This window comes from Allobosea sp. 05T422_2 (assembly GCF_056396265.1).
This window is the reverse complement of sequence record NZ_JBFTLD010000003.1, coordinates 26,168-50,304: the sequence shown is the minus strand read 5'-3', so window position 1 is coordinate 50,304 and position 24,137 is coordinate 26,168. Positions and strand designations below refer to the sequence as shown.

21 protein-coding genes are annotated in these 24,137 nt (G+C 66.4%); 8 read left to right on the top strand and 13 right to left on the bottom strand.

Translation table 11 applies throughout. The features are described 5' to 3' along the window. Window positions 1-22: 22 nt before the first annotated feature. Both AC1DJT_RS01205 and AC1DJT_RS01200 read left to right on the top strand, forming a co-directional pair. Window positions 23-1,249, top strand: coding sequence for an efflux RND transporter periplasmic adaptor subunit (locus tag AC1DJT_RS01205; protein WP_476767789.1), 1,227 nt, complete (start codon window positions 23-25; stop codon window positions 1,247-1,249). Between the two features lie 87 nt (window positions 1,250-1,336). Next, window positions 1,337-4,513, top strand: coding sequence for an efflux RND transporter permease subunit (locus tag AC1DJT_RS01200; RefSeq protein WP_476833371.1), 3,177 nt, complete (start codon window positions 1,337-1,339; stop codon window positions 4,511-4,513). A 38-nt stretch (window positions 4,514-4,551) separates the two neighbouring features. Here the strand turns inward: AC1DJT_RS01200 and AC1DJT_RS01195 are convergent, their stop codons facing one another. Both AC1DJT_RS01195 and AC1DJT_RS01190 read right to left on the bottom strand, forming a co-directional pair. Further along, window positions 4,552-6,240, bottom strand: a complete 1,689-nt coding sequence (locus AC1DJT_RS01195; protein ID WP_476833370.1) for an SDR family oxidoreductase — start codon at window positions 6,238-6,240, stop codon at window positions 4,552-4,554. After that, window positions 6,237-7,877 carry a DCC1-like thiol-disulfide oxidoreductase family protein gene (locus tag AC1DJT_RS01190; RefSeq protein ID WP_476833369.1) on the bottom strand — a complete coding sequence of 547 codons (1,641 nt, stop codon included), beginning with the start codon at window positions 7,875-7,877 and terminating at the stop codon, window positions 6,237-6,239. Before AC1DJT_RS01190 ends, AC1DJT_RS01195 begins: the two co-directional genes overlap by 4 nt. Window positions 7,878-8,047: 170 nt before the next feature. Here AC1DJT_RS01190 and AC1DJT_RS01185 point away from each other — a divergent pair, with 170 nt between their 5' ends. Then, window positions 8,048-8,731, top strand: a complete 684-nt coding sequence (locus AC1DJT_RS01185) for a lysophospholipid acyltransferase family protein (protein ID WP_441507248.1) — start codon at window positions 8,048-8,050, stop codon at window positions 8,729-8,731. Between the two features lie 40 nt (window positions 8,732-8,771). Here AC1DJT_RS01185 and AC1DJT_RS01180 read toward each other — a convergent pair whose 3' ends face one another. Next, window positions 8,772-9,401 (bottom strand): EipA family protein, encoded by a 630-nt coding sequence (locus AC1DJT_RS01180; RefSeq protein ID WP_441507247.1) that lies wholly within the window; start codon window positions 9,399-9,401, stop codon window positions 8,772-8,774. Between the two features lie 255 nt (window positions 9,402-9,656). Here AC1DJT_RS01180 and AC1DJT_RS01175 point away from each other — a divergent pair, with 255 nt between their 5' ends. Further along, complete coding sequence (locus AC1DJT_RS01175) at window positions 9,657-10,994, top strand: sensor histidine kinase (RefSeq protein ID WP_441507246.1); 1,338 nt, start codon at window positions 9,657-9,659, stop codon at window positions 10,992-10,994. A gap of 142 nt (window positions 10,995-11,136) precedes the next feature. On the opposite strand, the gene AC1DJT_RS01170 is transcribed toward AC1DJT_RS01175, so the two are convergent. The 4 genes from AC1DJT_RS01170 to AC1DJT_RS01155 all read right to left on the bottom strand — a co-directional run bounded on the left by AC1DJT_RS01170 (window position 11,137) and on the right by AC1DJT_RS01155 (window position 15,874). Next, a complete protein-coding gene (locus AC1DJT_RS01170) occupies window positions 11,137-11,820 on the bottom strand; it encodes a response regulator transcription factor (RefSeq protein WP_441507245.1) in 684 nt (227 codons plus the stop codon). A 153-nt stretch (window positions 11,821-11,973) separates the two neighbouring features. Next, window positions 11,974-12,618, bottom strand: a complete 645-nt coding sequence (locus tag AC1DJT_RS01165; RefSeq protein WP_476833368.1) for an outer membrane protein — start codon at window positions 12,616-12,618, stop codon at window positions 11,974-11,976. Window positions 12,619-12,777: 159 nt separating this feature from the next. Then, on the bottom strand, window positions 12,778-13,407 hold the full coding sequence (locus AC1DJT_RS01160; protein WP_441507243.1) for a methyltransferase family protein: 630 nt from the start codon (window positions 13,405-13,407) through the stop codon (window positions 12,778-12,780). Between the two features lie 22 nt (window positions 13,408-13,429). Then, a complete protein-coding gene (locus tag AC1DJT_RS01155) occupies window positions 13,430-15,874 on the bottom strand; it encodes a heavy metal translocating P-type ATPase (RefSeq protein WP_476833367.1) in 2,445 nt (814 codons plus the stop codon). 103 nt (window positions 15,875-15,977) lie between these two features. On the opposite strand from AC1DJT_RS01155, the gene AC1DJT_RS01150 reads away from it, so the two are divergent. After that, window positions 15,978-16,394 carry a MerR family transcriptional regulator gene (locus AC1DJT_RS01150; protein WP_441490493.1) on the top strand — a complete coding sequence of 139 codons (417 nt, stop codon included), beginning with the start codon at window positions 15,978-15,980 and terminating at the stop codon, window positions 16,392-16,394. Window positions 16,395-16,491: 97 nt separating this feature from the next. Here AC1DJT_RS01150 and AC1DJT_RS01145 read toward each other — a convergent pair whose 3' ends face one another. Further along, window positions 16,492-16,962 (bottom strand): Lrp/AsnC family transcriptional regulator, encoded by a 471-nt coding sequence (locus AC1DJT_RS01145; protein WP_441490492.1) that lies wholly within the window; start codon window positions 16,960-16,962, stop codon window positions 16,492-16,494. A 193-nt stretch (window positions 16,963-17,155) separates the two neighbouring features. On the opposite strand from AC1DJT_RS01145, the gene AC1DJT_RS01140 reads away from it, so the two are divergent. Next, complete coding sequence (locus AC1DJT_RS01140) at window positions 17,156-17,677, top strand: cysteine dioxygenase (RefSeq protein WP_476833366.1); 522 nt, start codon at window positions 17,156-17,158, stop codon at window positions 17,675-17,677. A gap of 39 nt (window positions 17,678-17,716) precedes the next feature. On the opposite strand, the gene AC1DJT_RS01135 is transcribed toward AC1DJT_RS01140, so the two are convergent. Further along, window positions 17,717-18,358, bottom strand: coding sequence for a Vgb family protein (locus AC1DJT_RS01135; protein ID WP_441507241.1), 642 nt, complete (start codon window positions 18,356-18,358; stop codon window positions 17,717-17,719). Window positions 18,359-18,368: 10 nt separating this feature from the next. Continuing rightward, complete coding sequence (locus tag AC1DJT_RS01130) at window positions 18,369-19,589, bottom strand: helix-turn-helix domain-containing protein (protein WP_476833365.1); 1,221 nt, start codon at window positions 19,587-19,589, stop codon at window positions 18,369-18,371. A 130-nt stretch (window positions 19,590-19,719) separates the two neighbouring features. Here AC1DJT_RS01130 and AC1DJT_RS01125 point away from each other — a divergent pair, with 130 nt between their 5' ends. Beyond that, entirely contained in the window at window positions 19,720-20,487 is a 768-nt protein-coding gene (locus AC1DJT_RS01125) for a DUF899 domain-containing protein (RefSeq protein WP_476833364.1), read from the top strand. A gap of 8 nt (window positions 20,488-20,495) precedes the next feature. Continuing rightward, window positions 20,496-20,771 (top strand): hypothetical protein, encoded by a 276-nt coding sequence (locus AC1DJT_RS01120; protein ID WP_476767783.1) that lies wholly within the window; start codon window positions 20,496-20,498, stop codon window positions 20,769-20,771. A 147-nt stretch (window positions 20,772-20,918) separates the two neighbouring features. On the opposite strand, the gene AC1DJT_RS01115 is transcribed toward AC1DJT_RS01120, so the two are convergent. Genes AC1DJT_RS01115 through AC1DJT_RS01105 form a run of 3 tightly spaced genes read right to left on the bottom strand, consistent with a single transcriptional unit; the run spans window position 20,919 to window position 24,102 of the window. Beyond that, complete coding sequence (locus AC1DJT_RS01115; RefSeq protein ID WP_476833363.1) at window positions 20,919-22,286, bottom strand: sigma-54-dependent transcriptional regulator; 1,368 nt, start codon at window positions 22,284-22,286, stop codon at window positions 20,919-20,921. Further along, on the bottom strand, window positions 22,283-23,590 hold the full coding sequence (locus AC1DJT_RS01110; protein WP_476833362.1) for a sensor histidine kinase: 1,308 nt from the start codon (window positions 23,588-23,590) through the stop codon (window positions 22,283-22,285). Before AC1DJT_RS01110 ends, AC1DJT_RS01115 begins: the two co-directional genes overlap by 4 nt. Continuing rightward, entirely contained in the window at window positions 23,560-24,102 is a 543-nt protein-coding gene (locus AC1DJT_RS01105) for a cache domain-containing protein (protein WP_476767781.1), read from the bottom strand. Before AC1DJT_RS01105 ends, AC1DJT_RS01110 begins: the two co-directional genes overlap by 31 nt. Window positions 24,103-24,137 lie beyond the last annotated feature (35 nt).

Here is a 24,137-nt window from a genome sequence, read left to right as displayed (position 1 = left end):
TTCTCTCGCAAGGAATGAACCCATGATTCAGGGAACGATCCGTCATGGCCTGCTGGGCGGAAGCCTGGCCGCCACCATCTCTCTCGCCGCCGTCCTGCTTGTGATGAACGGCTCCGACAAGGCCCAGAGCGATACCGCTCCGGCGGCCGCGCAGGCGACCCCGGTTTTGGTCGCGCTCGTCGAGCAGCGTGAGCTGACCAACTGGGCCGAGTTCTCCGGCCGCCTGGAGGCGATCGAACGCGTCGATGTGCGCTCGCGCGTCGCCGGCGTCGTCGAGGCCGTGCACTTCAAGCAGGGCAACCTCGTCAAGCAGGGCGACCTGCTGATCAGCATCGACCAGGCGCCCTATCTCGCCGAGTTCGAACGCGCCCAGGCCCAGGTCCTGGCTGCCGAAGCCCGGGTGGCGCTTGCCGCCAACGAGCATGAGCGCGGTCAGAAGCTGATGACGACGCAGAACGTGTCGCAGCGCGATCTCGACGCCCGTCTGAATGCTCTTCGTGAAGCGCAGGCCAATCACCGCGCGGCCCAGGCGGCCCTGCAGACAGCGCGGCTGAACCTCGACTACACCCAGATCAGGGCGCCGATCAGTGGCCGGATCGGGCGGCTCGAGGTCACTGTCGGCAATCTCGTCGCAGCCGGGGCGGGGGCTTCGCTGATGACGACACTGGTCTCGGTCGATCCGATCTATGCCAGCTTCAATGCCGACGAGAACACGGTGCTGAGGGCTCTCGGCTCGCTGCCGGCCTCGGATGGTCCGCGTGCGCTGGAGCGCATCCCGGTTCAGATGGGCACGGCGACGCAGGACGGCACTCCGATCAACGGCAGGCTGCAATTCGTCGACAACAGTGTCGATGTCGGCAGCGGCACCGTTCGGGTGCGGGCGATCTTCGACAATCCCGATGGCACGCTGATGCCGGGCCAGTTCGTGCGCCTGCGCATGGGCCAGGCCCGGACCGAGCCTGCGCTGGTGATCAATGAGCGCGCGATCGGCACCGACCAGAACAAGAAGTTCGTCTTCGTCGTCGGCGAGGACCTCAAGGCGAGCTGGCGTGAAGTGACGCTTGGCTCGGCCAATGAGGGGCTGCGCATCGTCACCGCCGGGCTCAAGCCGGGCGAAAAAATCGTCGTCAACGGCCTGCAGCGCATTCGTCCGGGCGCAGCTGTCGCTCCCGAGCAGGTGCCGATGGCCGAGAAGTCAGAGCTGCGCCGGGTGGCCGGTGCAGGACCCACGGAAATCGCCCAGCGCTGAGCTGGGACGCCTATCAGAACTCGGGTGCTGACGACGTCGCGTGATGGCGCCCGTCGTCAGGCCTGAGGCGCCCGAAGGGGGCATCTCATGAATCTCTCCAAGTTCTTCATCGATCGCCCGATCTTCGCGGGCGTGCTGTCGGTTCTCATCCTGGTCGCCGGCCTGCTCTCGCTGCGTGTGCTGCCGATCTCGGAATATCCCGAAGTCGTGCCGCCGACCGTGGTGGTGCGCGCGCAATACCCGGGCGCCAATCCTCGCGTCATCGCCGAAACCGTGGCCACGCCGATCGAGGAGCAGATCAACGGCGTCGAGGGCATGCTCTACATGTCCAGCCAGGCGACGACCGACGGCGTGATGACGCTGAACGTCACCTTCAAGCTCGGCACCGATCCCGACAAGGCACAGCAGCTCGTGCAGARCCGCGTCTCGCAGGCGGAGCCCCGCTTGCCGGAAGAGGTGCGGCGCCTCGGCGTCACCACGATCAAGAGCTCGCCGGATTTGACGATGGTGGTGCACATCACCTCGCCGAACGATCGCTACGACATGACCTATCTGCGCAACTACGCAGTCCTGAACGTCAAGGACAGGCTGGCGCGCATCGACGGCGTCGGCCAGGTCCAGCTCTTCGGCTCGGGCGACTATTCGCTCCGCGTCTGGCTCGATCCGCAGAAGGTCTCCGAGCACGGGCTCTCGCCGAGCGACGTCGTGCGCGAGATCCGCGCGCAGAACGTCCAGGCTGCTGCCGGCGTCATCGGCGCCTCCCCGAACGCCCCGGGCCTCGATCTCCAGCTCTCGGTCAATGCCCAGGGGCGCCTTCAGAATGAGGAGGAGTTCGGCGAGATCATCATCCGCACCAGCCCGACCGGGGCTGTGACGCGGCTGAAGGATGTCGCGCGCATCGAACTCGGCGCGGCCGACTATGCCCTGCGCTCGCTGCTCGACAACAAGTCGGCGGTCGCGGTGCCGATCTTCCAGGCGCCGGGCTCGAATGCCATCGCCATCGCCGACAACGTCCAGGCGGTGATGCGCGAGATCAAGCAGAACATGCCGGAAGGCGTGGACTACGCGATCGTCTACGACACGACCCAGTTCGTGCGCGCCTCGATCAAGGCCGTCATCACCACGCTGCTCGAGGCCATCGCGCTGGTCGTGCTCGTCGTCATCGTCTTCCTGCAGACTTGGCGGGCCTCGATCATCCCGCTGGTCGCCGTGCCGGTCTCGGTCATCGGCACCTTCGCCGTGATGTATCTCTTCGGCTTCTCGATCAACGCGCTCAGCCTGTTCGGCCTCGTGCTCGCCATCGGCATCGTCGTCGACGACGCCATTGTCGTGGTCGAGAATGTCGAGCGCAATATCGAGCAGGGGCTGGAGCCCCGCCAGGCGACCTACAAGGCGATGCGCGAGGTCTCCGGCCCGATCATCGCGATCGCGCTGGTGCTGGTCGCGGTTTTCGTGCCGCTCGCCTTCATCAGCGGCTTGACCGGCCAGTTCTATCGCCAGTTCGCGCTGACCATCGCGATCTCGACGGTGATCTCGGCGATCAACTCGCTGACGCTGTCGCCGGCGCTGGCAGCCCTGTTGCTGCGTTCGCACCACGCCCCGAAGGATGCGCTGACCCGCGTCATGGACAAGCTGTTCGGCTGGTTCTTTCGTGGCTTCAACCGCTTCTTCAATCGCAGCTCTCAGGCCTATGGCGGCGGCGTGCGCCGCATCCTGACCCGCAAGACGGCGATGATGGCGGTCTATCTCGTGCTCGTCGGCCTGACGGTCGTGCTGTTCCGCACTGTCCCGGGCGGCTTCGTGCCCGGCCAGGACAAGCAGTATCTCGTCGGCTTCGCGCAACTGCCCGACGCCGCCACGCTCGACCGCACCGAGGACGTCATCCGCAAGATGGGCGAGATCGCCCTGAAGCATCCCGGCGTCCAGAGTGCGGTGTCCTTTCCCGGCCTCTCGATCAACGGCTTCACCAACTCGTCGAATGCCGGCATCGTCTTCGTGACGCTGAAGCCCTTCGAGCAGCGCAAGGACCCCTCGCTCAACGGCGCCGCGATCGCCATGCAGCTCAACAAGGAGTTCGCCGGCATCAAGGAGGCATTCATCGCGATGTTCCCGCCGCCGCCGGTGCAGGGGCTCGGTACGATCGGTGGCTTCAAGCTGCAGATCGAGGACCGCGCCGGCCTTGGCTACAAGGCGCTCGATGAAGCGACCAAGGCCTTCATGGCCAAGGCTGCGACGGCGCCCGAACTCGCCGGCATGTTCTCGAGCTTCCAGGTGAATGTTCCGCAGCTCTATGCCGATATCGACCGCACCAAGGCCCGCCAGCTCGGCGTGCCGGTGACCGATGTCTTCGAGACGCTGCAGATCTATCTCGGCTCGTCCTATGTCAACGATTTCAACAAGTTCGGGCGTACCTACACCGTCCGCGTCCAGGCTGATGCGCCCTTCCGGGCCTATCAGGAGGATATCGGCAAGCTCCGGGTCCGTTCGACCTCAGGCGAGATGGTGCCGCTGAGCGCTGTGCTGAACGTGCGTGCCGATGCCGGGCCGGAACGGGCGATGCGCTATAACGGCTTCCTGGCCGCCGACATCAATGCCGGTCCGGCACCCGGCTTCTCGTCGGGGCAGGCTCAGGCGGCGGCGGAGCGCATTGCCAACGAGACGCTGCCGAAGGGCTTTGCCTTCGAATGGACGGACCTGACCTATCAGGAGATCCTGGCGGGCAACTCTTCGCTGATCGTCTTCCCGATCGCGATCCTGCTCGTCTTCCTGGTGCTGGCGGCCCAGTATGAGAGCCTGACGCTGCCGATCGCGATCATCCTGATCATCCCGATGGGCCTGCTTGCCGCCATGGCTGGCATCTGGTGGAGCGGCGGCGACAACAACGTCTTCACCCAGATCGGTCTCGTCGTGCTGGTCGGGCTATCTGCGAAGAACGCGATCCTGATCGTCGAGTTCGCCCGCGAACTGGAGTTCGAGGGCAAGACGCCGGTCGAGGCCGCGATCGAAGCCAGCCGTCTGCGCCTGCGTCCGATCCTGATGACCTCGCTCGCCTTCATCATGGGCGTGGTCCCGCTGGTGATCTCGACCGGTGCCGGCGCCGAGATGCGTCAGGCGATGGGCATCGCGGTCTTCGCCGGCATGATCGGCGTCACCGCCTTCGGCATCTTCCTGACTCCGGTCTTCTACGTGCTGATGCGGGCCCTGACCGGAAACAAGCCGCTGAAGCATGTCGAGGCGGAAGCGGAACTGGCGCAAGCCGCCTGACCGGGGCACAGGCTGCCCTGAGGGGGAGTCTGACGGCTTCAACCAGCCAGAACGCGCCGGGCCCTGTCCGGCGCGTTCTGCTGCGAGGCGCCGGTATTGTCAGCCGTCGGCTCGAGCCAGCCGCGATAGTGCACAACCAGTCCGATTAGCGGCAATGCGATCGGGACATCGAAATGGAAGCGGCCATCCTCCTCCCATTCGCGCGCCAGCGATCGAGGCGCCAGGGCAAGTGGCATGGGGACGGGGCCCAGCCACCAACGCTTCAGGTGCATCGCGAGCCCCTTGTCGTCAGCGAGCAGATCGAAGCCGAAGCGCAGCGGGCCAAAGCGCTCCATGAGCAGCCGCCCCTGCTGCGACAGCCGGCTGCTGAAGCGGCGGCCCGAGAAGTCGCGAATCCAGGTTTCGACGCCGCCACTCTCCGCAAAGGCGACGTGCAGCCCATGCTCCCCTTCAGGCGGAAAGCCGAATAGGGCCGCTATAGCGCGTGCAACCGGGTTGTGCCCGCGCGTCACCATCGCCCGTCCATGGGCGCCGCGATCGCGGAGGACAGTGTGGATCGCGCGGAGGGCCGCAGGCAGGGTCGCGAAGGCATCGCCGAGGACCCGGGCATAGAGCGGGGGAGGCTGCGGCAGCTCTGCCATCTCGTGCCGGATCGCCAGTCGCGTGAAGGCCGGCTCGAACTCTGGCAGTGACAGCATCTCGCCGGCATCGCGGGCCCCGGCTGGAACGTCACGCCTGGCGAGCCTGTCGACGAGGATTGCGGCCGCCAGGCCTGGAATCTCCGGACCATCGCCCTTGCTCGCGATCAATGTCCATCGCCGTTCGACACCCCGGCCGTCAGCGTACCCGAACAGTCGAACCATCATGCCGGAGCGATCGCTGCCCCATGAAGAGCTCAGCCGCTGCGCTTGAAGGACCAGGGGCGCAAAGCGGGTCAGGTTCTCGATCCAACCCCATCGAACAGGCCAGCTTGCCAGCCAAAGCGCACGGTTCTGCCAGCGGAGCTCGGTGCCGGCTCTAAAACTGACGGAGGGCTTTCCCGGAAGGCGATCGGGCAGGAGAGTGAGATCGGGCACATCTGCCAGGGCCACGAGGCGGCCAGCAAGAGGTGGCTCGCCGGCAATCGTAAAGTCTTCGCGCCTGATGTCCTGCCAGCCAAAGCCGTTCGCCCGGCGCGCTGCGCGCCAGAGCGGGATCGGCTTGCCGATATAGGAGAAGATTGCCTTCGTGACCGAAGCGCCCGCGGTCGCGCGGTTTGAAGCGCTGATCGCGAGCTCGACGGCGCTGAGCTGATCCATACCGTCTGCGAGGGCGCGAACCACAGCGCCCGACAAAGCAGGGACGCTGGAGGCGCCCGAGACGACGACCACGTCGGCGGCCAGGGCCGCTTCAGCGAGAGACCCGATGCCGGTGACGAAATCGCGCGCATCGGCGATGTCGAGATAGTGGCACCGCGCGGCGATACAGGCGCGAGCGACCGCATAATCCAGGCCCTGAAAGGGGCCTGCGGCGTCGATCAGGACAGCAGGGCGGTGCTCGGCGAGCGCCAGCGCGATATMGCGGTCCCGGTCCAGGAGAAGCGGGGTGAGGCGCAGTCTGCCAGCGCAGAAGCGTTCCGCCTTCTCCAGGCTGCGCCCGGCGACCAGGACTTCGTGCCCCGTATCGGCCAGCCGCCGCGCGATGCGGGCACCGAAGCCGCCATAGCCACCGAGCAGGAGAACCTTCACAGGATGCGGTCCGCCATATCCGGGGTGGGGCGCCAGCAGGTTTCGCGTCGGCCGAACCAGCGATAGCGATTGCGGGCAACAAGGCGATAGAGCCGGTCGCGGAGCGGTCGTGGAATGACGCGTGCCGCCAGTGCGATGCGCCAGGGCCAGCCCAGCCCTGCCGCAATGGCGATGACAGCGTCCGACCGGCCCAGGATTCGCCCGCCCTCGATCAGCAGCATCGTCTCGAAGTCCGACTTGGGAAGGCCGAGGCGGTGATAGAGTTCCTGGCCAAGGGGCCCTTGCGCGGTGGTGAGCGTGAAGCGGCGTTCATRGTCATTGCGCATGACGAATTGTGCCTGTTGCGAGCACATCACGCATTCACCGTCAAACACGATCACGCGCCTGCCTTGGGTCTGCGCCTCGATTGCGTCGCCCAGCGTGATCGCCGCTGGGGCGGGCAGCCCGAGCCGTTTCAGGGGTGCGCCGATCAAACCGCTGACCATCGCCGCCAGGATGGCAGGGGCCGGCCAGATCCGGGCGAGCGGCCCGACGATCCGATCGCGGAGCAGGGGCAGGATCCGGCTGTCGGATTGATAGACCGGCGTGAACATCGCGCTCATGGTCTGATAGAGCCGGACATGTCGGCGACGCGCGGCGATGGCAAAACCTGGCGCAGTCGTCGTCTCGTTCCCGTCGCGCAGCGCCTTTGCGAGCGCGAAGGCGTCGAGCAACGCCATATTGGCTCCCTGACCGAGCTGCGGGCTCGTCGAATGCCAGGAATCGCCGATATGGATCAGGCCAGGCTCCGTTGGGACGGGCGTGGTCCTATGGGCATAGCGTGCGAAAGTCAGTTGATCCGGCGTTTCGATCTGCGCGAGCAGGGGCGCAGTTGCCGGCCATAGCTTGAGGACGTCCGCCTTCCACGCCGCAAGTCCGGAGCGTTGCCAGTCCGAGAGACGGTCGCAGCGCAGCGACCAGAAGAAGGCTGCCTTTGCGGTCGGCGCTTGGGCCAGCCGGCCGATGGGTAGGACCCCGACCATCGTGCTCGCGCGGATATAGCGCTGTTCCAGCGTCGCCATGTCGAAGCCCGCGTCGTCGGGCCAATCGAGGCTGGCCCAGAGCGCGCCATAGGCCAGCGGCCGGCCCTGATGGCGCGCGAGCGGGCTCATGGTGCCAAGGGCATCCACGACAAGGTCGAAGGGCTCCGTCCGTGTGCCGTCGGCAAAGATGAGCGCGCGCCTGTTCGCCCCGACGATTTCGCTCGAGGCCACGCTGCGGCCTCCCTCGATCGCAATTCCGGCCTCTCGTGCGGCGTCGTGCAGGATGTCGAACAGTGCAGCGCGATGAATGCCGATGCCATGGCCGGCATCCTGCCCAAGTGCCGCATAGCGCACGTCGAGTACGATGCGCTGCGACGGTTCGGCGCGCCCGAAGAGCCGGTCGATCCTGGCCCCCGCCGCGAGGGTGGCTTCGGCGAGCTTCAATTCCCGGAGGACGGCGAGACCGGTCGGCTGGATCATCAGACCGGATCCGACCGGACGAGGCGTCTCGAAGCGCTCGAACAGCCTGACGCGATGTCCGTCGCGATGCAGCATCAGTGCGGCCGCCAGCCCTGCCGGGCCGCATCCCGCTATCGCGATATCCTTGGCTGGCATGAAACCCGACTTGGAGGAAACTGAACCCTTGCACGATAGGCAGGGCGAACCCCGCCGGCAACGGGGCATGCCGCTCGTTTCGCCATTCGGGGGCCGCAACCTGTCCGTGCAATGTTCCAGCAAGCCAACGCGCCGACCACTCCAGGTGATTCACCGTGGAGATTGGGGCGATGCATCTCAGGGAAGAACGATCAGCGGGCCTCGCGGGGCGCGCGTTGCATGCGTATCTGAATCTCGTGGCGCAAACCACGCGCTTCAAGCCGGTGATCCCCGGCGCGCGGCCCTGGGAGCGCAGCCGCGAACCGTTCATCGCCATGACCTGGCATGGCCAGCAGATGTTGAGCCTTGTCGCCCTGGACGGGGCGCCCAAGACAGCCGTGCTGGCCTCGCTCCATTTCGACGGTTCGGTGGTCGCCTCGGCGATGGAGCGCGCCGGCTACCGCGTCATTCGCGGCTCGGGCACGCAGAGCCGGCTGAAGATCCAGGCCAAGCGCGGCGTTCCGGCCTTCATCGAGATGCGCGACGCGCTGCGCGGCGACACCAGCGTGCTGTTGACGGCCGATGTGCCGAAGGTTTCGCGGGTTGCCGGCAAGGGGGCCATCCAGTTGGCGCGGGCGTCGGGCCGGCCGATCTATCTCTTCGCCGCAGTGACGACGGCACGCGTCGATCTCGACAATTGGGACAAGGCCAGCATCGCCTTGCCGTTCGGACGCGGGTGCGTGGTCTGGTCCGAACCGCTCTATGTCCGGGCATGCGCCGATGAACGCGAGATCAACCTGACTGCGCTGGAGATCACCGCCCGGCTCGACGAGTTGCATGCCCTGGCGCATCAGCATCTCGGACATCGCGCCTGACGCGCGCGAGGCGTTCGGTCCGACCGTGCTCGTCTTCCTTTTAGCGTCGGCCCGGCGGTGGGCAATCGGCCGGGTTTGCGCAGATGTTTGCAGGAGGGCGCAGGACGCCGCGATCATTCGCAGGCTCGATGCGGATGCGGCTGAGTTCCCCCGACAATCGCAGGCCGAGCCCGGAGGAGATCAACACGATCCGGGCTCGGTCGGAGGCGAGGACCATCGCATTGGCGCCGGCCACAAAATGCGCGCCGCCGCCGAGGCTGGCATAGACCCCGAAGACGTCTTCATGTCGGTCGAGGCCGTAGACCAGCATGATCACCCGCCCGTAATCGGCCCCGAGCCCGATCCCGACCGAGAGGGCCGACCATGTCACCGGGGAGGGCATGCCGTCGGCGAAGCGAAGCTCACCGACGCCGTGTCGGCCGCCAACGACGAAGGAGCCACTGACCTCTCCGCCGACAATATAGGCGTTCGGCTCTCCGAAGAGCGAAAGGGAGCGCTCGACGGGGATGCTGACCGTCTTGGAAGCGGTGTCGAAGGCCCGTTCGACGAGACCCAGAATGTCGCGCCCCGGGGCGGTCGGCAGTTGCCCCGGCCTGATGGTCTCCTCAGCCCGGGCGCCCTGCGTCAGGCCAAACAGCAGCGCGAGCATGGCGGCCAAGGCGAAGCGCAAGCGCAGCTCTCCCGATCTGGCTCTGTGCGCACTCATGAGACAAGCAGACTCGAGGGAGGGTTGAACGAAGATGGGGATGCAGTCCATGGACATGGACTGCGGGCGCGGTCCCCGGATTCGCAAGCCATAACCGCACAGAGGCTCCGTGACGATTCATAGCTCGACGAGCACCACGACAGTGAAGCGCCTGACGCCCCAGCGCAATCGGGTGCTGTCCGATCCGTGCGCGGCAAATCTTCGCTCCGGGGGCTGCCGGTGATCTCGCTCTCACGCGCCCTGACGATCCGGCTGACGCTTCTCGGCTTCGCCCTCTTCGCGGCGGTCATCGCCGCTGTGCTGGCCTTTACTTTCATTACCGAGGATCCTGGGGCGCTACGCAACGATGTGACCTCCGAGATCATTCGGCAAGGCGTGCGTCAGACTGCGGCTGACGGGTTGCGGGTGGAGAAGACGCCGACCCTGATCAAGATCGAGAGCGCCAGCCCCAGACTCTGGTATCTGGTTTCCGACGGACGGTCCGTTGTCGAGTATGCCCCAGAATTGCGGCCGAGCCTTCCCATCGATGTCAGGCTCGATGGACCGACGATTGCTGCGCAGATGCGGGTCGGTGGTGGCGGCGACAACGGCCTGGCCTTCGACATCATCGAGATGGAAGGCAGCCGCGTCATCGTCGCGACGGGCGGCGGACGTCCGGGATGGGACCTGATTCTTGCCTATTTCCTGCGGGCCATCGCGATTCCGGCGCTGGTCATCTCTTTCATATTCGGGGTCATCATCGCCTCGGCGATCGCCATGTCGGTCTCCTATATCACCGCGCGGCTGCGGAGTGCGGCCGAAGCTGCGGCCAGCATCGATCCCAGGGCGCCGCGAGGCCTGCTGCCGACACAGGAAACGCCGGTCGAGCTGATGCCGCTGACGACGGCGCTGAACTCAGCGCTCGACCAGATCGCCAGCAACATGGATGTGCAACGGCGCTTCATGAACAACGTCGCGCACGAATTGCGCACGCCGCTCGCCGTCATGCGGACCAAGATCGACACTGTTTCCGATGGCGTCGTGCGCACCGCATTGGCGACCGATGTGAACCGGCTGACGACGATCGTTTCGTCGATGCTGCAGCTCGCCCGGCTGCACAGCACCGATCTGCCGTTCGAGCCGGTTCAGCTCAACAGCGTGGCCCGTGACGTACTCGTCGATCTCGCGCCGCTGATCCTGCAGAACGCGATCGACGTGGCGCTCGAGGAGGAGGGCGACGACACGCGAACGATCATGGCCAACGAAGCCACGGTTCGCGCCGCGGTGGCCAATCTGATCGACAACGCACTTCGTCATGCCCAGGCGAAATCCAGCATCATCGTGCGGGTCATCGATGGCGTCGTGCTGGAAGTGGCGGATGACGGGATCGGCATCGCGGCAACCCAGCGTTCGGAAGTGACGGAGGCGTTCAACCGCATGTCGCCGCGCTCGACCGGAGCGGGGCTCGGCCTCACCATCGTACGGGACATCATGACCGCACATCGCGGGACATTGACCGTCCTGGCGACGCGCGGCGGTGGCACGACCGTCCGCCTGCTGTTCTCTGAAGGAGAATGACGGGCTCAACCATCGGCCCGAAACGGGGAATGCGGAGTTCGGGAAAGCCGATGCAAGCACGGACGGCCAGATCATCAGGCCCGATACGATATCTGGACTGATGATCTTGGTCGATTGGTGACAGGGACCGAGCCCGGCGGCCTCACACGGGCTGTTCGGACTTCCTCAGGATGTAGCCGATGCCGCGCAGCGACGAGATCTCGACATTCGCGGCAGCCTCCTTGAGCTTGCGGCGCAGCCGCGAGATCTGGGCTTCGAGCGTGTTGGACTCGATCAGGTCATCGAAGCCATAGACCGCTTCGATCAGGACGTTGCGGGTGACGACACGCCCGGCGCGCTGGACCAGCGCTTCCAGGATCAGCGCCTCGCGCCGTCGCAGGTCGAGCGGAACGGCCGAGACCGAGGCGTTGCGACCCTCGATGTCGATCGAGAGGTTGCCTGCCGAGATCACCAGCGAGCGGCCGGGATAGCGGCGCCGCGCAATGACCCTGATGCGGGCGATCAGCTCGCCCGGTTCGAAGGGCTTGACCAGGTAATCATCCGCGCCGCCATTGAGGCCGTCGATCACGTCGGATTTCGCATCTCGCGCGGTCAGGATCAGGAAGGCTGGACGGGGTTCCGCCGTCTTCATCGCCTTGACGATCGACAGGCCGTCGCCGTCCGGCAGACGCCGGTCGACGACGGCGATGTCGAAGGGCGCCGTTTTGAGGGCGGCCAGCGCCGCTTCGACACTGCTGGTGCGGTCGACAATAAAACCTGCACCAAGCAGGAGGGACGACAGGAACGACATCAGCTCCGGTTCGTCTTCGACAATCAGAGCGCGCATGTCGTTCCTGCCGTAGGCCATGGCTGGAACGCGTCGCAGAAAAGCTCGGGGCAGCTCTTCAAACGCATCACATCCCATCCATGCTCATGAACGGCCCTCTGGGCCGTAGGTTATTCGGGCCCGGAGCGACCGGGCCCCGGATAGTCTAGCGGATCAGAACCGGTAGTTCACACCGGCTTTGACCAGATGTTCATTGACACCGACCTTGGTGCGGGCCGAGCCGAACTGGAAGTTCTGCTTGCCGAGCGAGACGTAGTTGTACTCGACCTTAGCCGACAGGTTCTCGGTGATGCCGTACTCGACGCCGCCGCCGAGGACATAGCCGACCTTGCTCTTCGTCTTCGAGATCCCGTTATTCGTCGCCTTGATGTTGCCATAGGCAAGACCGCCGGTGGCATAGACGAGGACGCGGTCGAAGGCGACGCCGGCGCGGGCCTTGGCGGTTCCGACATAGCGCGTGTCGGCGCTGGTGCCGACGGTGCTGCGCGACGAACCCTTGCCGAAGCCGTTCATCGAGATATCGCCCTCGAGACCATAGACCATGCTGCCGGTCTGGACGTTGTAACCGATCTGGCCGCCAAGCAGCGTCTCGTTGCGGCTCTTCCTGGTCACTCCTGTGAAGCGGTCGAATGCGCCGCCAGCGTGAATACCGGCATAGACGCCGTTCCAATTATAGCGAAGCGGCTGGGTGTGGGTCGGCCATTGCTGGGTGCGCGGCACCGGGCGATCCGCCGCAGCCGCTGGGACCRCAAGCACTGCCAGCAGGCAGAGGCTCATGATCGGGATTGAACGATGCATCGATAACTCCTCGCGGCAGCCGGGGGCCTCGCCGCGTCTCCTTGCTCCCGAATCCGTGGATCGGATCAGTCGAACACCGCGCAAATTGCTGGTGAAGATTACGGCAACGTTGCCCGCCATGCGTGCAGCGGCGGAAGCGCTGGGATGGTGAACGAAGGCTTATCGCGCAGGGGCGGTGCGCGGGCGCCTGGTCCCGATCCAACGCCGGACGCGGCGCTGATAATCGCGATAGGGTTCGCCGAGCGAGGCTGCGAGCACGCGCTCCTCGATCCTGACCTGCAGGGCGATCGCCGCGAATAGCGCCAGCGTCAAAGCAATCTGGATCAGATTGGGCAGCACGATGAAGAGGCCGGTGAACAGGACGGCCTGGCCGACGAAGACCGGATTGCGCGAGATCGCGAAGGGACCGCCATCGACGATGGGTCCAAGCTCGCCCTCGGCCGCGCCGATACGCCAGGACACGCCCATGAAACGCTGCGAGATGATGGCGATGCAGGCGCCGACGACAACAAGAAGATGGCCGAACACGTCGAACCAGGGACCGTCGAGCCAGATTGCCAAAGGGTCGGCCTTGATCGGGTTGCCGAAGATCGCCAGGCCGAGGGGCCAGAGCACGCCGCCGATGAAGGCGATCCGGAAGAGCAGGGCCGGCACGCCCTGCGGCTCCGAGCCCTTGCCGAACAGCCAGATCGGCCGTCCGGCCTCCTTCGCCAGGATGGCCGACATCGCGAGGAAGCTGATGACGTAGACTACGACCATCAGATAGCTCGCGATCTCCATCGGACTCATGGGCAGGCTTCCGTTCCCTTGATCAGCCGGCCTTGCCTGCGTCGAAACGCAGAAGGCGCAGTGCATTGGCCGTGACGATCACGGTCGCGCCGGTATCGGCGAGGATCGCGACCCAGAGCCCGGTATAGCCGAGCACGCTGGTGACCAGGAAGACCGCCTTCAGCCCGAGCGCAATCGTGATATTGGTGCGGATATTGCCCATCGTGGCCCGCGCCAGCCGGATCATCGCAGCGATGTCGCGCACGCGGCTCTTCAGCACCGCGCCATCGGCGGTCTCCAGGGCGACATCGGTGCCGGACCCCATGGCGACGCCAACGGATGCTGCCGCGAGCGCCGGGGCATCGTTGATGCCGTCGCCGACCATCATCACAGGCGCGTCGGCGCCGAGCGCCTTGATCGCCGTGACCTTGTCGTCGGGCATCAGCTCGGCCTTGTGATCCAGGCCGAGTGCGCGGGCGATGGCCGCGCCGGTGCGGGCATTGTCGCCGGTCAGCATGATGGAGCGGACGCCGAGATCCTTCAGCTCTGCGACCGCTGTCGCGGCATCGGCTCTGGGCTCGTCGCGCAGCGCGATCAGGCCGGCGAGAGCGCCGTTCGCGATCACGGCCGCCACTGTCTTTCCAGCCGATTCGAGCTGTTCGACCGCAGCGCTCGCCTTGGCGTCGAATTCGGCGCGCCTGGTCGCGTGACGCGGTGCGCCGACGAAGATCGAGATGCCATCGAGCGTGCCGGTGACACCCTGGCCGGGGATGGCGGCTGCCTCGGAGGCGGGGCGGATCGCGATGCCATCCTGCTTCGCACGTGCCAGAACCGCCTCTGCCAGCGGATGGCTCGAACCGGTCTCGACCGCAGCGGCCAGGGCGATCACATCGGCCTCGGTCTTGCCGAGGCTGATGACCTCGGTGACGCGCGGGCGCCCCTCGGTCAGCGTGCCGGTCTTGTCGAAGGCGACGATCCCGGTCTTTGCGGCGGTTTCGATGACGACGCCGCCCTTCATCAGCAGGCCCTGTCGGGCGCCGGAGGAGAGCGAGGCGGCGATCGCGGCTGGAACCGAGATGACGAGCGCGCAGGGGCAGCCGATCAGCAGCAGCGCCAGGGCCCGATAGACCCAGACCGCCCATTCACCCCCGAAGAACAGCGGCGGGACGAGTGYGACGGCGAGCGCAAGACCGACGATCGCAGGCATATAGACACGCGAGAACCGRTCGATGAAGCGTTCGGTCGGTGCGCGTGCTTCCTGCGCCTCTTCGACCAGCCGGATGATGCGGGCGATGGTGTTGTCCTGCGCCGCCTTGGTCACCCGCACACGCAGCGCGGCTTCGCGATTGACCGAGCCCGCAAAGACCGGTTCGCCGACGCCCTTCGTCTTCGGCACGGATTCGCCGGTGACCGGGCTCTCGTCGATCCCGGAGATACCGTCGGTGATGTCGCCGTCKGCAGGGATGCGGTCACCCGGACGGACGAGGACCGTCTGTCCGATCGCGAGCTTGGCCGCATCGACCTGGCGGGTTGCGCCGTTCTCCTCGACGAGGGCGGTCTTGGGAACGAGGTCGCCAAGCGCGCGGATCGAGGCACGCGCGCGATCGGCGGCGACGCCCTCGAGGACCTCACCGACGGCGAAGAGGAAGACGACGAGGGCCGCCTCCTCCGCTGCGCCGATGAAGAGCGCGCCGGCGGCAGCGATCGTCATCAGCATTTCGATGGTGAAGGGCATGCCGGCGCGGGCGGCGGCGAAGGCGCGGCGTGCCACGGGAGTGACGCCGATCACGCAGGCGAGAATGAAGGCCCAATGGGCTGCGGCCGGCCAGATCAGGCCCGCGGTCCAGGCGCCGCCGAGCAGGGCGCCGGTGCCGAGAACGAGCCGGCCCTTGTTGGTCTGATACCAGGAGACGCCCTTCGGCGTCGCTTCGTGAACATGGCCGGGCAGGCCGTGCCCCTGGTCAGCCGTTCGTGCCGCAGCTTTCGCTTCGCCTGCATCCGAACGGGCATGCGCGTGGCCGTGATCATGATCAGGGTGGCCATGATCGTCATGGGAGCAGCCAGGGCCGTGAACATGCGCCGGCTTGGGTGCGGCGTGGCTGTGATGATCATGGTCGTCATGGGAGCATCCGGGACCGTGAACATGGGCCGGCTTGGGTGCAGCATGGCTATGATGGTCGTGGGCCTCGGAGCCATGATCGTGCCCGCATCCTCCGGGCGCAGCGGTCTCAGCGACGGGCGCTGCTTTCGCCTGGATCGAGGTCGTGGTGTAGCCAAGGCTTGCGACGCGCTTTTCGATTGCCGCCGGCTTGGTGCGGCTCTCGTCGAGGGCCAGCGACAGCGTCTCGGCCATGACGGAAAGCTTGACCTCGCTGACGCCGGGCAGGCGCTCCACCGCGCCACGAATGGTCGCCGCGCAGCTTGCGCAGTCCATGCCGCCAACCTTCCAGCTCAGGAGCTGCGGTTTGGCTTGGGCAGTGCTGGACATGACTTGTCTCCGCTTGACGGGCTTGTGAGACACCCCATGTACAATCTGGAGTGACTAGAGGTTCAAGAGGGAAATCATGCTCGAGGCAAAAAAACTCGAACGGGTGGTTCCGATCGGCGGACTTTCCGATCGGACCGGCGTCAAGGTCGAGACCATTCGCTATTATGAGCAGGTCGGGCTGCTGCCGCCACCCGAGCGTTCGGAAGGCAATCAGCGCCGCTACGGACGACGCCATATCGAGCGGCTCGCCTTCATCAAGCACGCTCGAGATCTGGGTTTCCCCGTAGAAGGCATCCGGACCCTGCTCCGCCTCTCCGACAATCCGGCGATGGCCTGCGATGAAGCCCATGCGATCGCGGTCAGCCATCTCGACGAGGTCCGCGACAAGATCGCGAAGCTGCGCTCGCTGGAGACCGAGCTCGCTCGCATCGCCACCACTTGCTCGGGCGGCGTCAAGGCTTGCGACTGTGCGATCATCGAGGCCTTGGCCGATCACGGACAATGTCGCCACGGTCATTGACAGGGTTGAGCCCGAACCGTCCGGGATTGCCGGCGGTTGCCGAGCATTGCGCGACCGGAGGACCGGGGGTCGACAGCCACTGGCGCTTGCTCCGGGCTCAGGAGCCGTCCTTGGCGAAGGCCAGGGGGATCGCAGTTGTCGACTTGAGCTCCTCCATTGCGAACATGGAGGTCACGTCGTTGAGGTCGACGCGTGAAATCAGCTTCTTGTAGAGGGCGTCATAGGCCGCGATATCGGGCACGAAAGCCTTGAGCAGGTAATCGATTTCGCCGCTCATCCGATAGAAATCGACGATCTCGGGCAGGTCGGCGACGGCGGCGTGGAAGCGCTCGAGCCACTCCATCGAGTGGCGGCTCGTCTTGACCGCGATGAAGACGGTTACGCCGGCTCCCAGCCTTGTACGGTCGAGCAGCGCCACCCGCTTTCGAATGAGGCCGCTGCCTTCCAGCTTCTGCACGCGGCGCCAGCATGGAGTGGCCGAGAGGCCAACCTCTGCGGCCAGCTCGGCCAGCGGCATGCTGGCGTCCCTCTGCAGGCAGGAGAGAATTCTGAGATCGAACTCATCCAGCTTGGCCATGGTCCCTCATGCGATCGCGCGATCCGGTTGCCCATTTGATCATGGAATGGGTAACAGATTTCAAGGACAGAGAACAAATTGGTATGAGTTTCTAGAAGTGGGGAATTTTTGACCGAGATCGCAAACGCGTTTCCCGTCTCCCGAGTTATCCTTGCTGCAAGCGATGGAGAGGGGAGTTCGCGTCATGCAGGGGTTCTTGAGCGAGGGCAGGCGCGCAGACGTGCTGCAGGTCCTGCGGACGGATAGCGGCACGCTTTCCCGCGATTACCTCAAGGCGGCCCGCGCGGTGCTCGAAGAGATCGTTGCCAATCCGGAAGCCATTCTGCGCCTGCCCCTGGAGCGCAAGCCCGGCAGCTATGCCCGGAACCTTCTCGTGGGTGACGATGGCGTCAGCGTCTGGGCGATGGTCTGGAGCCCCGGCGCAGCGACGTCGATCCACGATCACCATTGCTCCTGCTGCTTCGGGGTGGTCAGCGGAACGGTCACCGAGACCTGGTATCGCGCCGTCGACGAGAGCCGTGCCGTCCCCACCCAGGAGCATGCGCGCATGCCGGGCTTCGTGGGCTGCATGCTGCCCTCAGGTCCCAATATCCACCGCATGCAGAACMTCGGCAGCACGGACGCGATCTCGATCCATATCTACGGCTTCGATCATCAACGCCACGCCTCGTCGATCGAGACTGAGTTCACCGTCCTGACGAACTGAACTGCGCTGCAGGCGAGCGCGGCCGGCAGGGATCGAGGCTTAGGCCAGGCGCCTCGGTCGGCGGACGGCTCTCACCTTGCCACTGTTTCCGCCTCCGCAGAAGAACTGATCACCGCCATCGGCCTCGAGCCCTGACACGCCCATGCCGGGCGGCAGATCGAGCACCTCCAGGACCTCTCCCGTTCGAGGGTCGACTCGTCTCAAGTCGCTCTCGTCACCGTCCCATGTGCCGTGCCAGAGTTCCTGGTCGCTCCACGTGACTCCGGTGACGAAGCGATTGGATTCGATTGTGCGAAGAATCGTCCCGGTCTCGGGATCGATCTGATGGATTTTGCGGTCCCGGTACTGCCCCACCCAGAGTGTCCCTTCGGCCCAGGCGAGCCCCGAGTCGCCGCCGCCGCCCGGAGCGGGGATCGTCGCAAGCACATGACCGGTCTTCGGATCGATCTTCTGAATGCGGCTTTCGGCAAGCTGAAACAGGTGTTGGCCGTCGAAGGCCGTTCCGGCATGTGCTGCCACCTCGATCGAGCGAACCGTCTTCCCGCTGGCAGGGTCGAGCGCGCTCAGCTTGTCGCCGGACGCGAACCAGACGTGCTGGCCATCGAAGGTCAATCCGTGGACGTGGTCGACACCCGGAAAGGGACCATACTCACGGAGAATTTCGGCTGCTGATTTTTCCATGCCTCTCATCCTAGTCGCTTGGCAGCGGAGCGGGGAGTAACAAGGTTGTCGTGAATCCCGGCATCGGCGGGGTGATCCAGCGCCGCGCCCGTCCGTGACCGAAGGATTGCACCTTTCCGGTTGCCGCAAGCGCGTCCAGCGCCCGCTGCACGGTCCGCTGGCTGGCGCCAAGCGCAAGCGCGAGCGCGGAGCTCGACCACGCCTCACCATCGGCAACGAAAGCCAGCACGTCCGCATGCCGTTCCTCAACGGGCCGGGCCAGGACGGCGACATCGCCAGCGTGGTGCAGCGCTAGCGAGAAGCCTTGTTTCGTCGCGCTTAAGCCGGCCAGCCCCCGCAGCAATCGGCGCAGCCGCCCAATTTCGACCCGCAACCGGGCGCGGTGCGATTCGTCGGCCTGCTTCGCTCCGAAGGCCCGCGCGACGAGCATGTCGCGCGATACGTCCCCGGGCCACGCTTCGGCCAGTGTCCGTGCCAATGCGAACAAGACCGGGCGGGTGGCGAGTGAGACAACCCTGTGCGGGGCGCGCACCACATATCGGCACGCATCCACCACGAGAGCATCCGACGCCTGCAGCGTCTCGACATCCTGGAGCAGGAGCGGGCGCTCCTCGCCACGCGCGATCAGCCGTGCTGCCGTTGTGCTCAGCAGGAGGGCCGCGCTTTCGACCTCTGCGGTCAGCGCCGGGATACCGGCACGGCGCGCCGCATCTTCGGCATGCGCAAGCGCAACACGCGCCGCCTTCGTCCGGAGGCGTCGCATCGCGATTCCTGCCGCCACCAGTTCGTGGACGGTCCGCGATGCGGGCGGAAGGGGGATGGGGTCGAGTTCGGCAAGCTTGCGCTCGGCCTCGTCGAGGCGCCCGATCAGCAGGAGCCGGCGCACCTCGAGATGCCGCGCATGGGCGCCGTTCAGCCGGTCACCGTGCTCCTCGAGTGTCGCGCGCGCTGCATCGAGCGCCTTCGCAGGCCAGCCGAGATCGCGGGAGGCGAGCGCGATCTCGGCCTCGGCGACAATGCACCGTGCTCTCGCCACGGCCTCTTTCGGGCCGAAGGAACGGGCCGCGCGCCGCAGGAGACCCTTCKCCCGAACGAGATCCCCGAGCTGGGCCATCGCGATGCCCCGCAGCGCGAGCGCGGGCGCATCGTCGCGCAGCGCAACCCGGTTCAAGGCGCCGAGGGGATCGCCTGCGGCAAGCGCGCGCGCCGCCGCGGTGATCAGAGAGTCCATCGGAATCCCGTCACATTTGTCACTCCCACCCCTCGAGGCGCTGTCCCTATCAATCTCATCACCGCCGACCACCCGTCGCTTCGCAAGAGGGGCGAGCGGCGAAGGTCACCTGACGACAGGAGCTGCGACAATGACGATACATATCACCGGGACGCGTGAAGAGTGGCTGGCCGCCCGGCTCGGGCTGCTCGATGACGAGAAGGACCTGACACGGCGCAGCGACGAACTGGCGCGGCGGCGCCAGGAACTGCCCTGGGTGCAGGTCGACAAGGAGTACCGCTTCGAGACCGATGATGGCAGCGCCGCACTGACGGACCTCTTTCGAGGGCGCTCGCAACTCCTCGTCTATCATTTCATGTTCGGGCCCGACTACAAGGCGGGGTGCCCGTCCTGCTCTGCAATCGCCGATGGGTTCAACGGCTTCTACCTGCACCTCGCGAACCACGATGTGACGCTCACGGCGGTGTCGCGGGCGCCGCTCACCAAGCTGCAGGCCTACAAGCAGCGGATGGGGTGGACGTTTCCCTGGGCATCCTCGGCCGGCGGCGACTTCAATTACGACTTCAACGTCTCGTTCACCGAGGACGTGCAGCGCGCGGGGGCGATAGACTACAACTATCGGCGCAGCGGTTTCGTAATGGACGCACTGCCGGTCACGGGCCCCGTCGCCGATTTCGCGGCCATGTCCGGGACCGATGTGCCGACATATACGCGCGACAGGCCGGGCATGAGCGCCTTCGTGCGCGACAATGGCGTCGTCTACCACACCTATTCCACCTATGCGCGCKGGGTGGATGGCATCTGGGGCATGTATCCCTGGCTCGACCGCGCACCCAAGGGGCGCAACGAGGCCGGTGGTCCCTGGTGGCGCCGCCACGACGAATACGAGCAGGGGTGAGTGAGGTCATGGCGATCCGTTCCGAAAGCGGCGGCGTGGCGGCTCACGGTGCTGCCGACTGGCTATGCCTCGCGGCAGCGCCGACCTTCGCGGTCATGGCGCTGCTCACCGGCATGAATGGCGGTGGTCAGCTGGATATCCTCTGCACGGCCGCACAAGGCGCATCTCCGTTGAACGGAATGGTGCCGATGTACGTGCTGATGAGCGCTTTCCACATGGCGCCCTGGCTGAAGCTGATCGCCAGTCGGCAGGAGCGGCGGCGCACGCTGAGGACTTGGCGCTGACGTTCACGATGACGATGGCGGACACCGGCCATAATGCCCGAGTCCGGCTTTGCGCCACAACGGCCTCCCTGCGGGGGGCATCAAGCGATTTCGTGCCGTTGGTATCCGCTCGCACGCCGGTGCGCGGGCGGTTATCCCCGCCGGAGCTCACCCGGGCATCGCGTAAGCCGCGCGGTCGATGCCGTGACGGGCGAGCTTGTCGTAAAAGGTCTTGCGCGGGATGCCCAGCATCTCGAGGGTTGCGCGGACATCGCCGCGATTGGCTTCCAGCGCCTCGCGGATCAGGTTCGCTTCGATCGCGGTGAGGCGCTCGGGCAGGCTGGAGGGCACGGCATCCTCGCGCGCCTGCGCAGCCGGCATGTCGCCGGAGAGCCCGAGCGCCACGCGTTCGGCGAAATGGACCAGCTCACGGACATTGCCCGTCCAGGCATTCTCGACCAGGTGACGCTCGACGCTGCGGTCCAGCGCCGGCACCTCGCGCCCGTATTTTCGCGCCGCCCGGGCGAGGAACTGGGCAAAGAGCAGCGGCACGTCGCGGCGCCGCTCGCGCAGGGGAGGGATGCGCAACGTGACCACGTTGAGGCGGTAATAGAGATCCTCGCGGAAATCGCCGCGCTGCGCGGGGTCGCCTAGATCGAGCTTCGTCGCGGCGACGACGCGCAGGTCGACGCGGCGCAGGTCGTTGGAGCCGAGCGGCGTGATCTCGCGCATCTCCAGCACGCGCAGCAGCTTGACCTGGGCTGCGGGCGGCATGCTCTCCAACTCGTCGAGGAAGAGCGTGCCGCCGCTGGAATGCTCGATGCGGCCGATCCGTCGCTTCTGCGCGCCGGTGAAGGCGCCGGCCTCGTAGCCGAAGAGCTCGCTCTCGATGACGCTCTCGGGCAGCGCGCCGCAGTTCAGCGCGACGAAGGGCTTGTCGCGGCGGCGACCGAGCCGATGCRGCAGATTGGCGACGACCTCCTTGCCCGTGCCGGTTTCGCCCAGCACCAGGACGTCGACATCGACATCGGCGAGATCGCGAATGGTCTGGCGCAGGCGCAGGATGGCAGGCGCCTCGCCGAGCAGCGCGGTCTCCTCGTCGGAGCTGGCGGCAAGCGCACGCAGGCGACGGTTCTCGATGATGAGCGCGCGCTTCTCCACCGCACGGCGCAAGGTTTCGACCAGGCGCTCGGTCGAATAGGGCTTGGCGATGAAGTCATAAGCGCCTTCGCTCATCGCCTCGACCGCCATGGCGATATCCGCATGACCGGAGATCACGATCACCGGAATGTCCGGATCGAGGGCGCGCAGTTGCCTGGACAAGGCGATGCCGTCCATGCCGGGCATACGTACATCGGTCACGACGACGCCGGCATAGTCCGGGCCGATACGGTCGAGCGCGGCCTGGGCCGAGCCCAGTGGCACCGCACGGAAGCCGGCGAGGCGCAGCGCCTGCGCATTGGCGTCTCGCAGATCGGGATCGTCATCGACGAAGGCGACCTCGATGATGCCGTGGGTGCTGTCGGGACCGGTCATGCGGCTCTCTTCAGGCTGATCGTGAAGGTGCTGCCTTTTCCGGCGCGGCTGGCGACATTAAGCGTGCCGCCGAAGGCCGCGACGATGTCGTGGGAGATCACCAGCCCGAGGCCGAGCCCGCGCGATTTCGTGGTGCGGAACGGGGTGAAGAGCGCCGCCAGGGCCTCCGCGTCGAGCCCCGGTCCGTTATCGACGATGGCGATCTCGACGTGCTCGGCTTCAGTTGCGATGCTGATGGCGAGCCGCGGTGCCTGCCCGTTCCGGCGCTGGGCCATGGCCTCGATGGCGTTGCGCATCAGGTTGACGAGGACCTGTTCGAGTTCGACCGGGCGGGCAAGCACCGAGACCGGCGGGGTCAGCGCCGGGACCACCGGCGTGACGCCGGCCTGGCGCAGCGCGGCATCGAGGATCATCAGCGCGCCGTCGATCGCCTCTCGAAGATCGACCGGCCCAAGCGGCCCCCCGCCGCGCCGCGCGAAGCCGCGCAGCGTGTCCGTGATGGTGCCGATCCGCTCGGTCAGCCTGACGATCTTGCCCAGCGCGCCGTCGACGCTGGCCGCATCCGTACGCTCGAGGAAGGCGCGGGCATTCTCGGCATAGGTCCGCATCGCGGCGAGAGGCTGGTTGATTTCGTGGGCGACGCCGGCCGTGACCTGGCCCAAGGTTGCGAGTCGGTTGGCCTTTGCCAACTCCTCGCGCGCATCGGAGAGGCGCTCCTGCGCCCGCGTGCGCTCCGCCATCTCTTCGACGAGCCGGGCATTCGCTCCGGCGAGCGCGGYGGTGCGCTCGGCGACGCGCCGTTCGAGCTCGTCCTTGATCCGCGCCTCGGCGCTGCGCCTGGCGAGGTTGACCTGACGGCGGCGCAGCGCCAGCGCGCCGAGCGCGGCGCCCGGCATGAGCAGGAGYGCGATGAGCGTCTGCAGTTCCGCCCGCTGGTCGCGGATCGCCTGGTCGACCGGGAGGAGCACCTCGAGCCTCCAGTCGGTGGTCGGGATCGGGATACGCGAGGCGACATGCGCTCCGGCAACAGCGCCGGTGCCGCGGACGATTTCGTCCTCGCGCTGCAAGGGCAGCAGCGTCAGCGGCGCGGCGCCGAATTGCAGGGACTGCCGGATCTCAGCTGCTGTCTGTGGGGCCAGGGCCTCTTCGACCCGGAAGCGCCAGTCCGCAAATGTGGAGAGCAGCACGACGCCGCGCTTGTCGACGACGAAGGTCTGCCCGCCGAGCGCCCGCCAATCGGCCTCGACCTGGTCGAACTCGACCTTGACCACGATCACGCCGAGCGCGGTCTCGCCGTCATCCACGCGGCTGGTGATGTAGAGGCCGGGCGCTTGCTGACCGTGCCGAGCGCAAACTGCTCGGCCGCGCCGCCGGAGACGGCAGCGCTGAAATAGTCGCGGAAGGCGTAGTCGTTGCCGACAAAGCTCGTCGGCTCGCGCCAGTTGCTCGCGGCGATCGTGATCCCGTCCTTGCCGAGCACATAGATCACGGCGGCGCGGGTCTCGCGCGCGATCGCCTCCAGCTTGCTGTCGAGGGCCTGCCTGTCGCCATCGACCAGGGCCGCGCGMACATCGGGATCGCGCGCCAGGATGACCGGCAATGCGCGCTGCTTCTCCAATTCGCCGCGCAGGATCGCGAGCGCCAGCGTGCCGGCATCCTCGGCGCGAGCGTGCGTGGTCGCGATGGCGCGGTTGCGGCCGATATCGCCGGCGATCACGAAGGCGACGACGGCGATGACCGCGACAAGCAGCCCGAAGGCGATCCAGCGGCGCCTGGCCGCCCAGCGGTCGCGCTCTTCCGGCGGGGGTATGGTCATGTCCCATCATGTGCGGAAATCCGCACAAATCAACC

Bases quoted from the DNA above. Each gene is read 5' to 3' on its own strand.
- AC1DJT_RS01205 (WP_476767789.1), top strand. From the start codon at position 23: ATGATTCAGGGAACGATCCGTCATGGCCTGCTGGGCGGAAGCCTGGCC.
- AC1DJT_RS01185 (WP_441507248.1), top strand. From the start codon at position 8,048: ATGCATCTCAGGGAAGAACGATCAGCGGGCCTCGCGGGGCGCGCGTTG.
- AC1DJT_RS01170 (WP_441507245.1), bottom strand. From the start codon at position 11,820: ATGCGCGCTCTGATTGTCGAAGACGAACCGGAGCTGATGTCGTTCCTG.
- AC1DJT_RS01160 (WP_441507243.1), bottom strand. From the start codon at position 13,407: ATGAGTCCGATGGAGATCGCGAGCTATCTGATGGTCGTAGTCTACGTC.
- AC1DJT_RS01135 (WP_441507241.1), bottom strand. From the start codon at position 18,358: ATGGAAAAATCAGCAGCCGAAATTCTCCGTGAGTATGGTCCCTTTCCG.
- AC1DJT_RS01120 (WP_476767783.1), top strand. From the start codon at position 20,496: ATGGCGATCCGTTCCGAAAGCGGCGGCGTGGCGGCTCACGGTGCTGCC.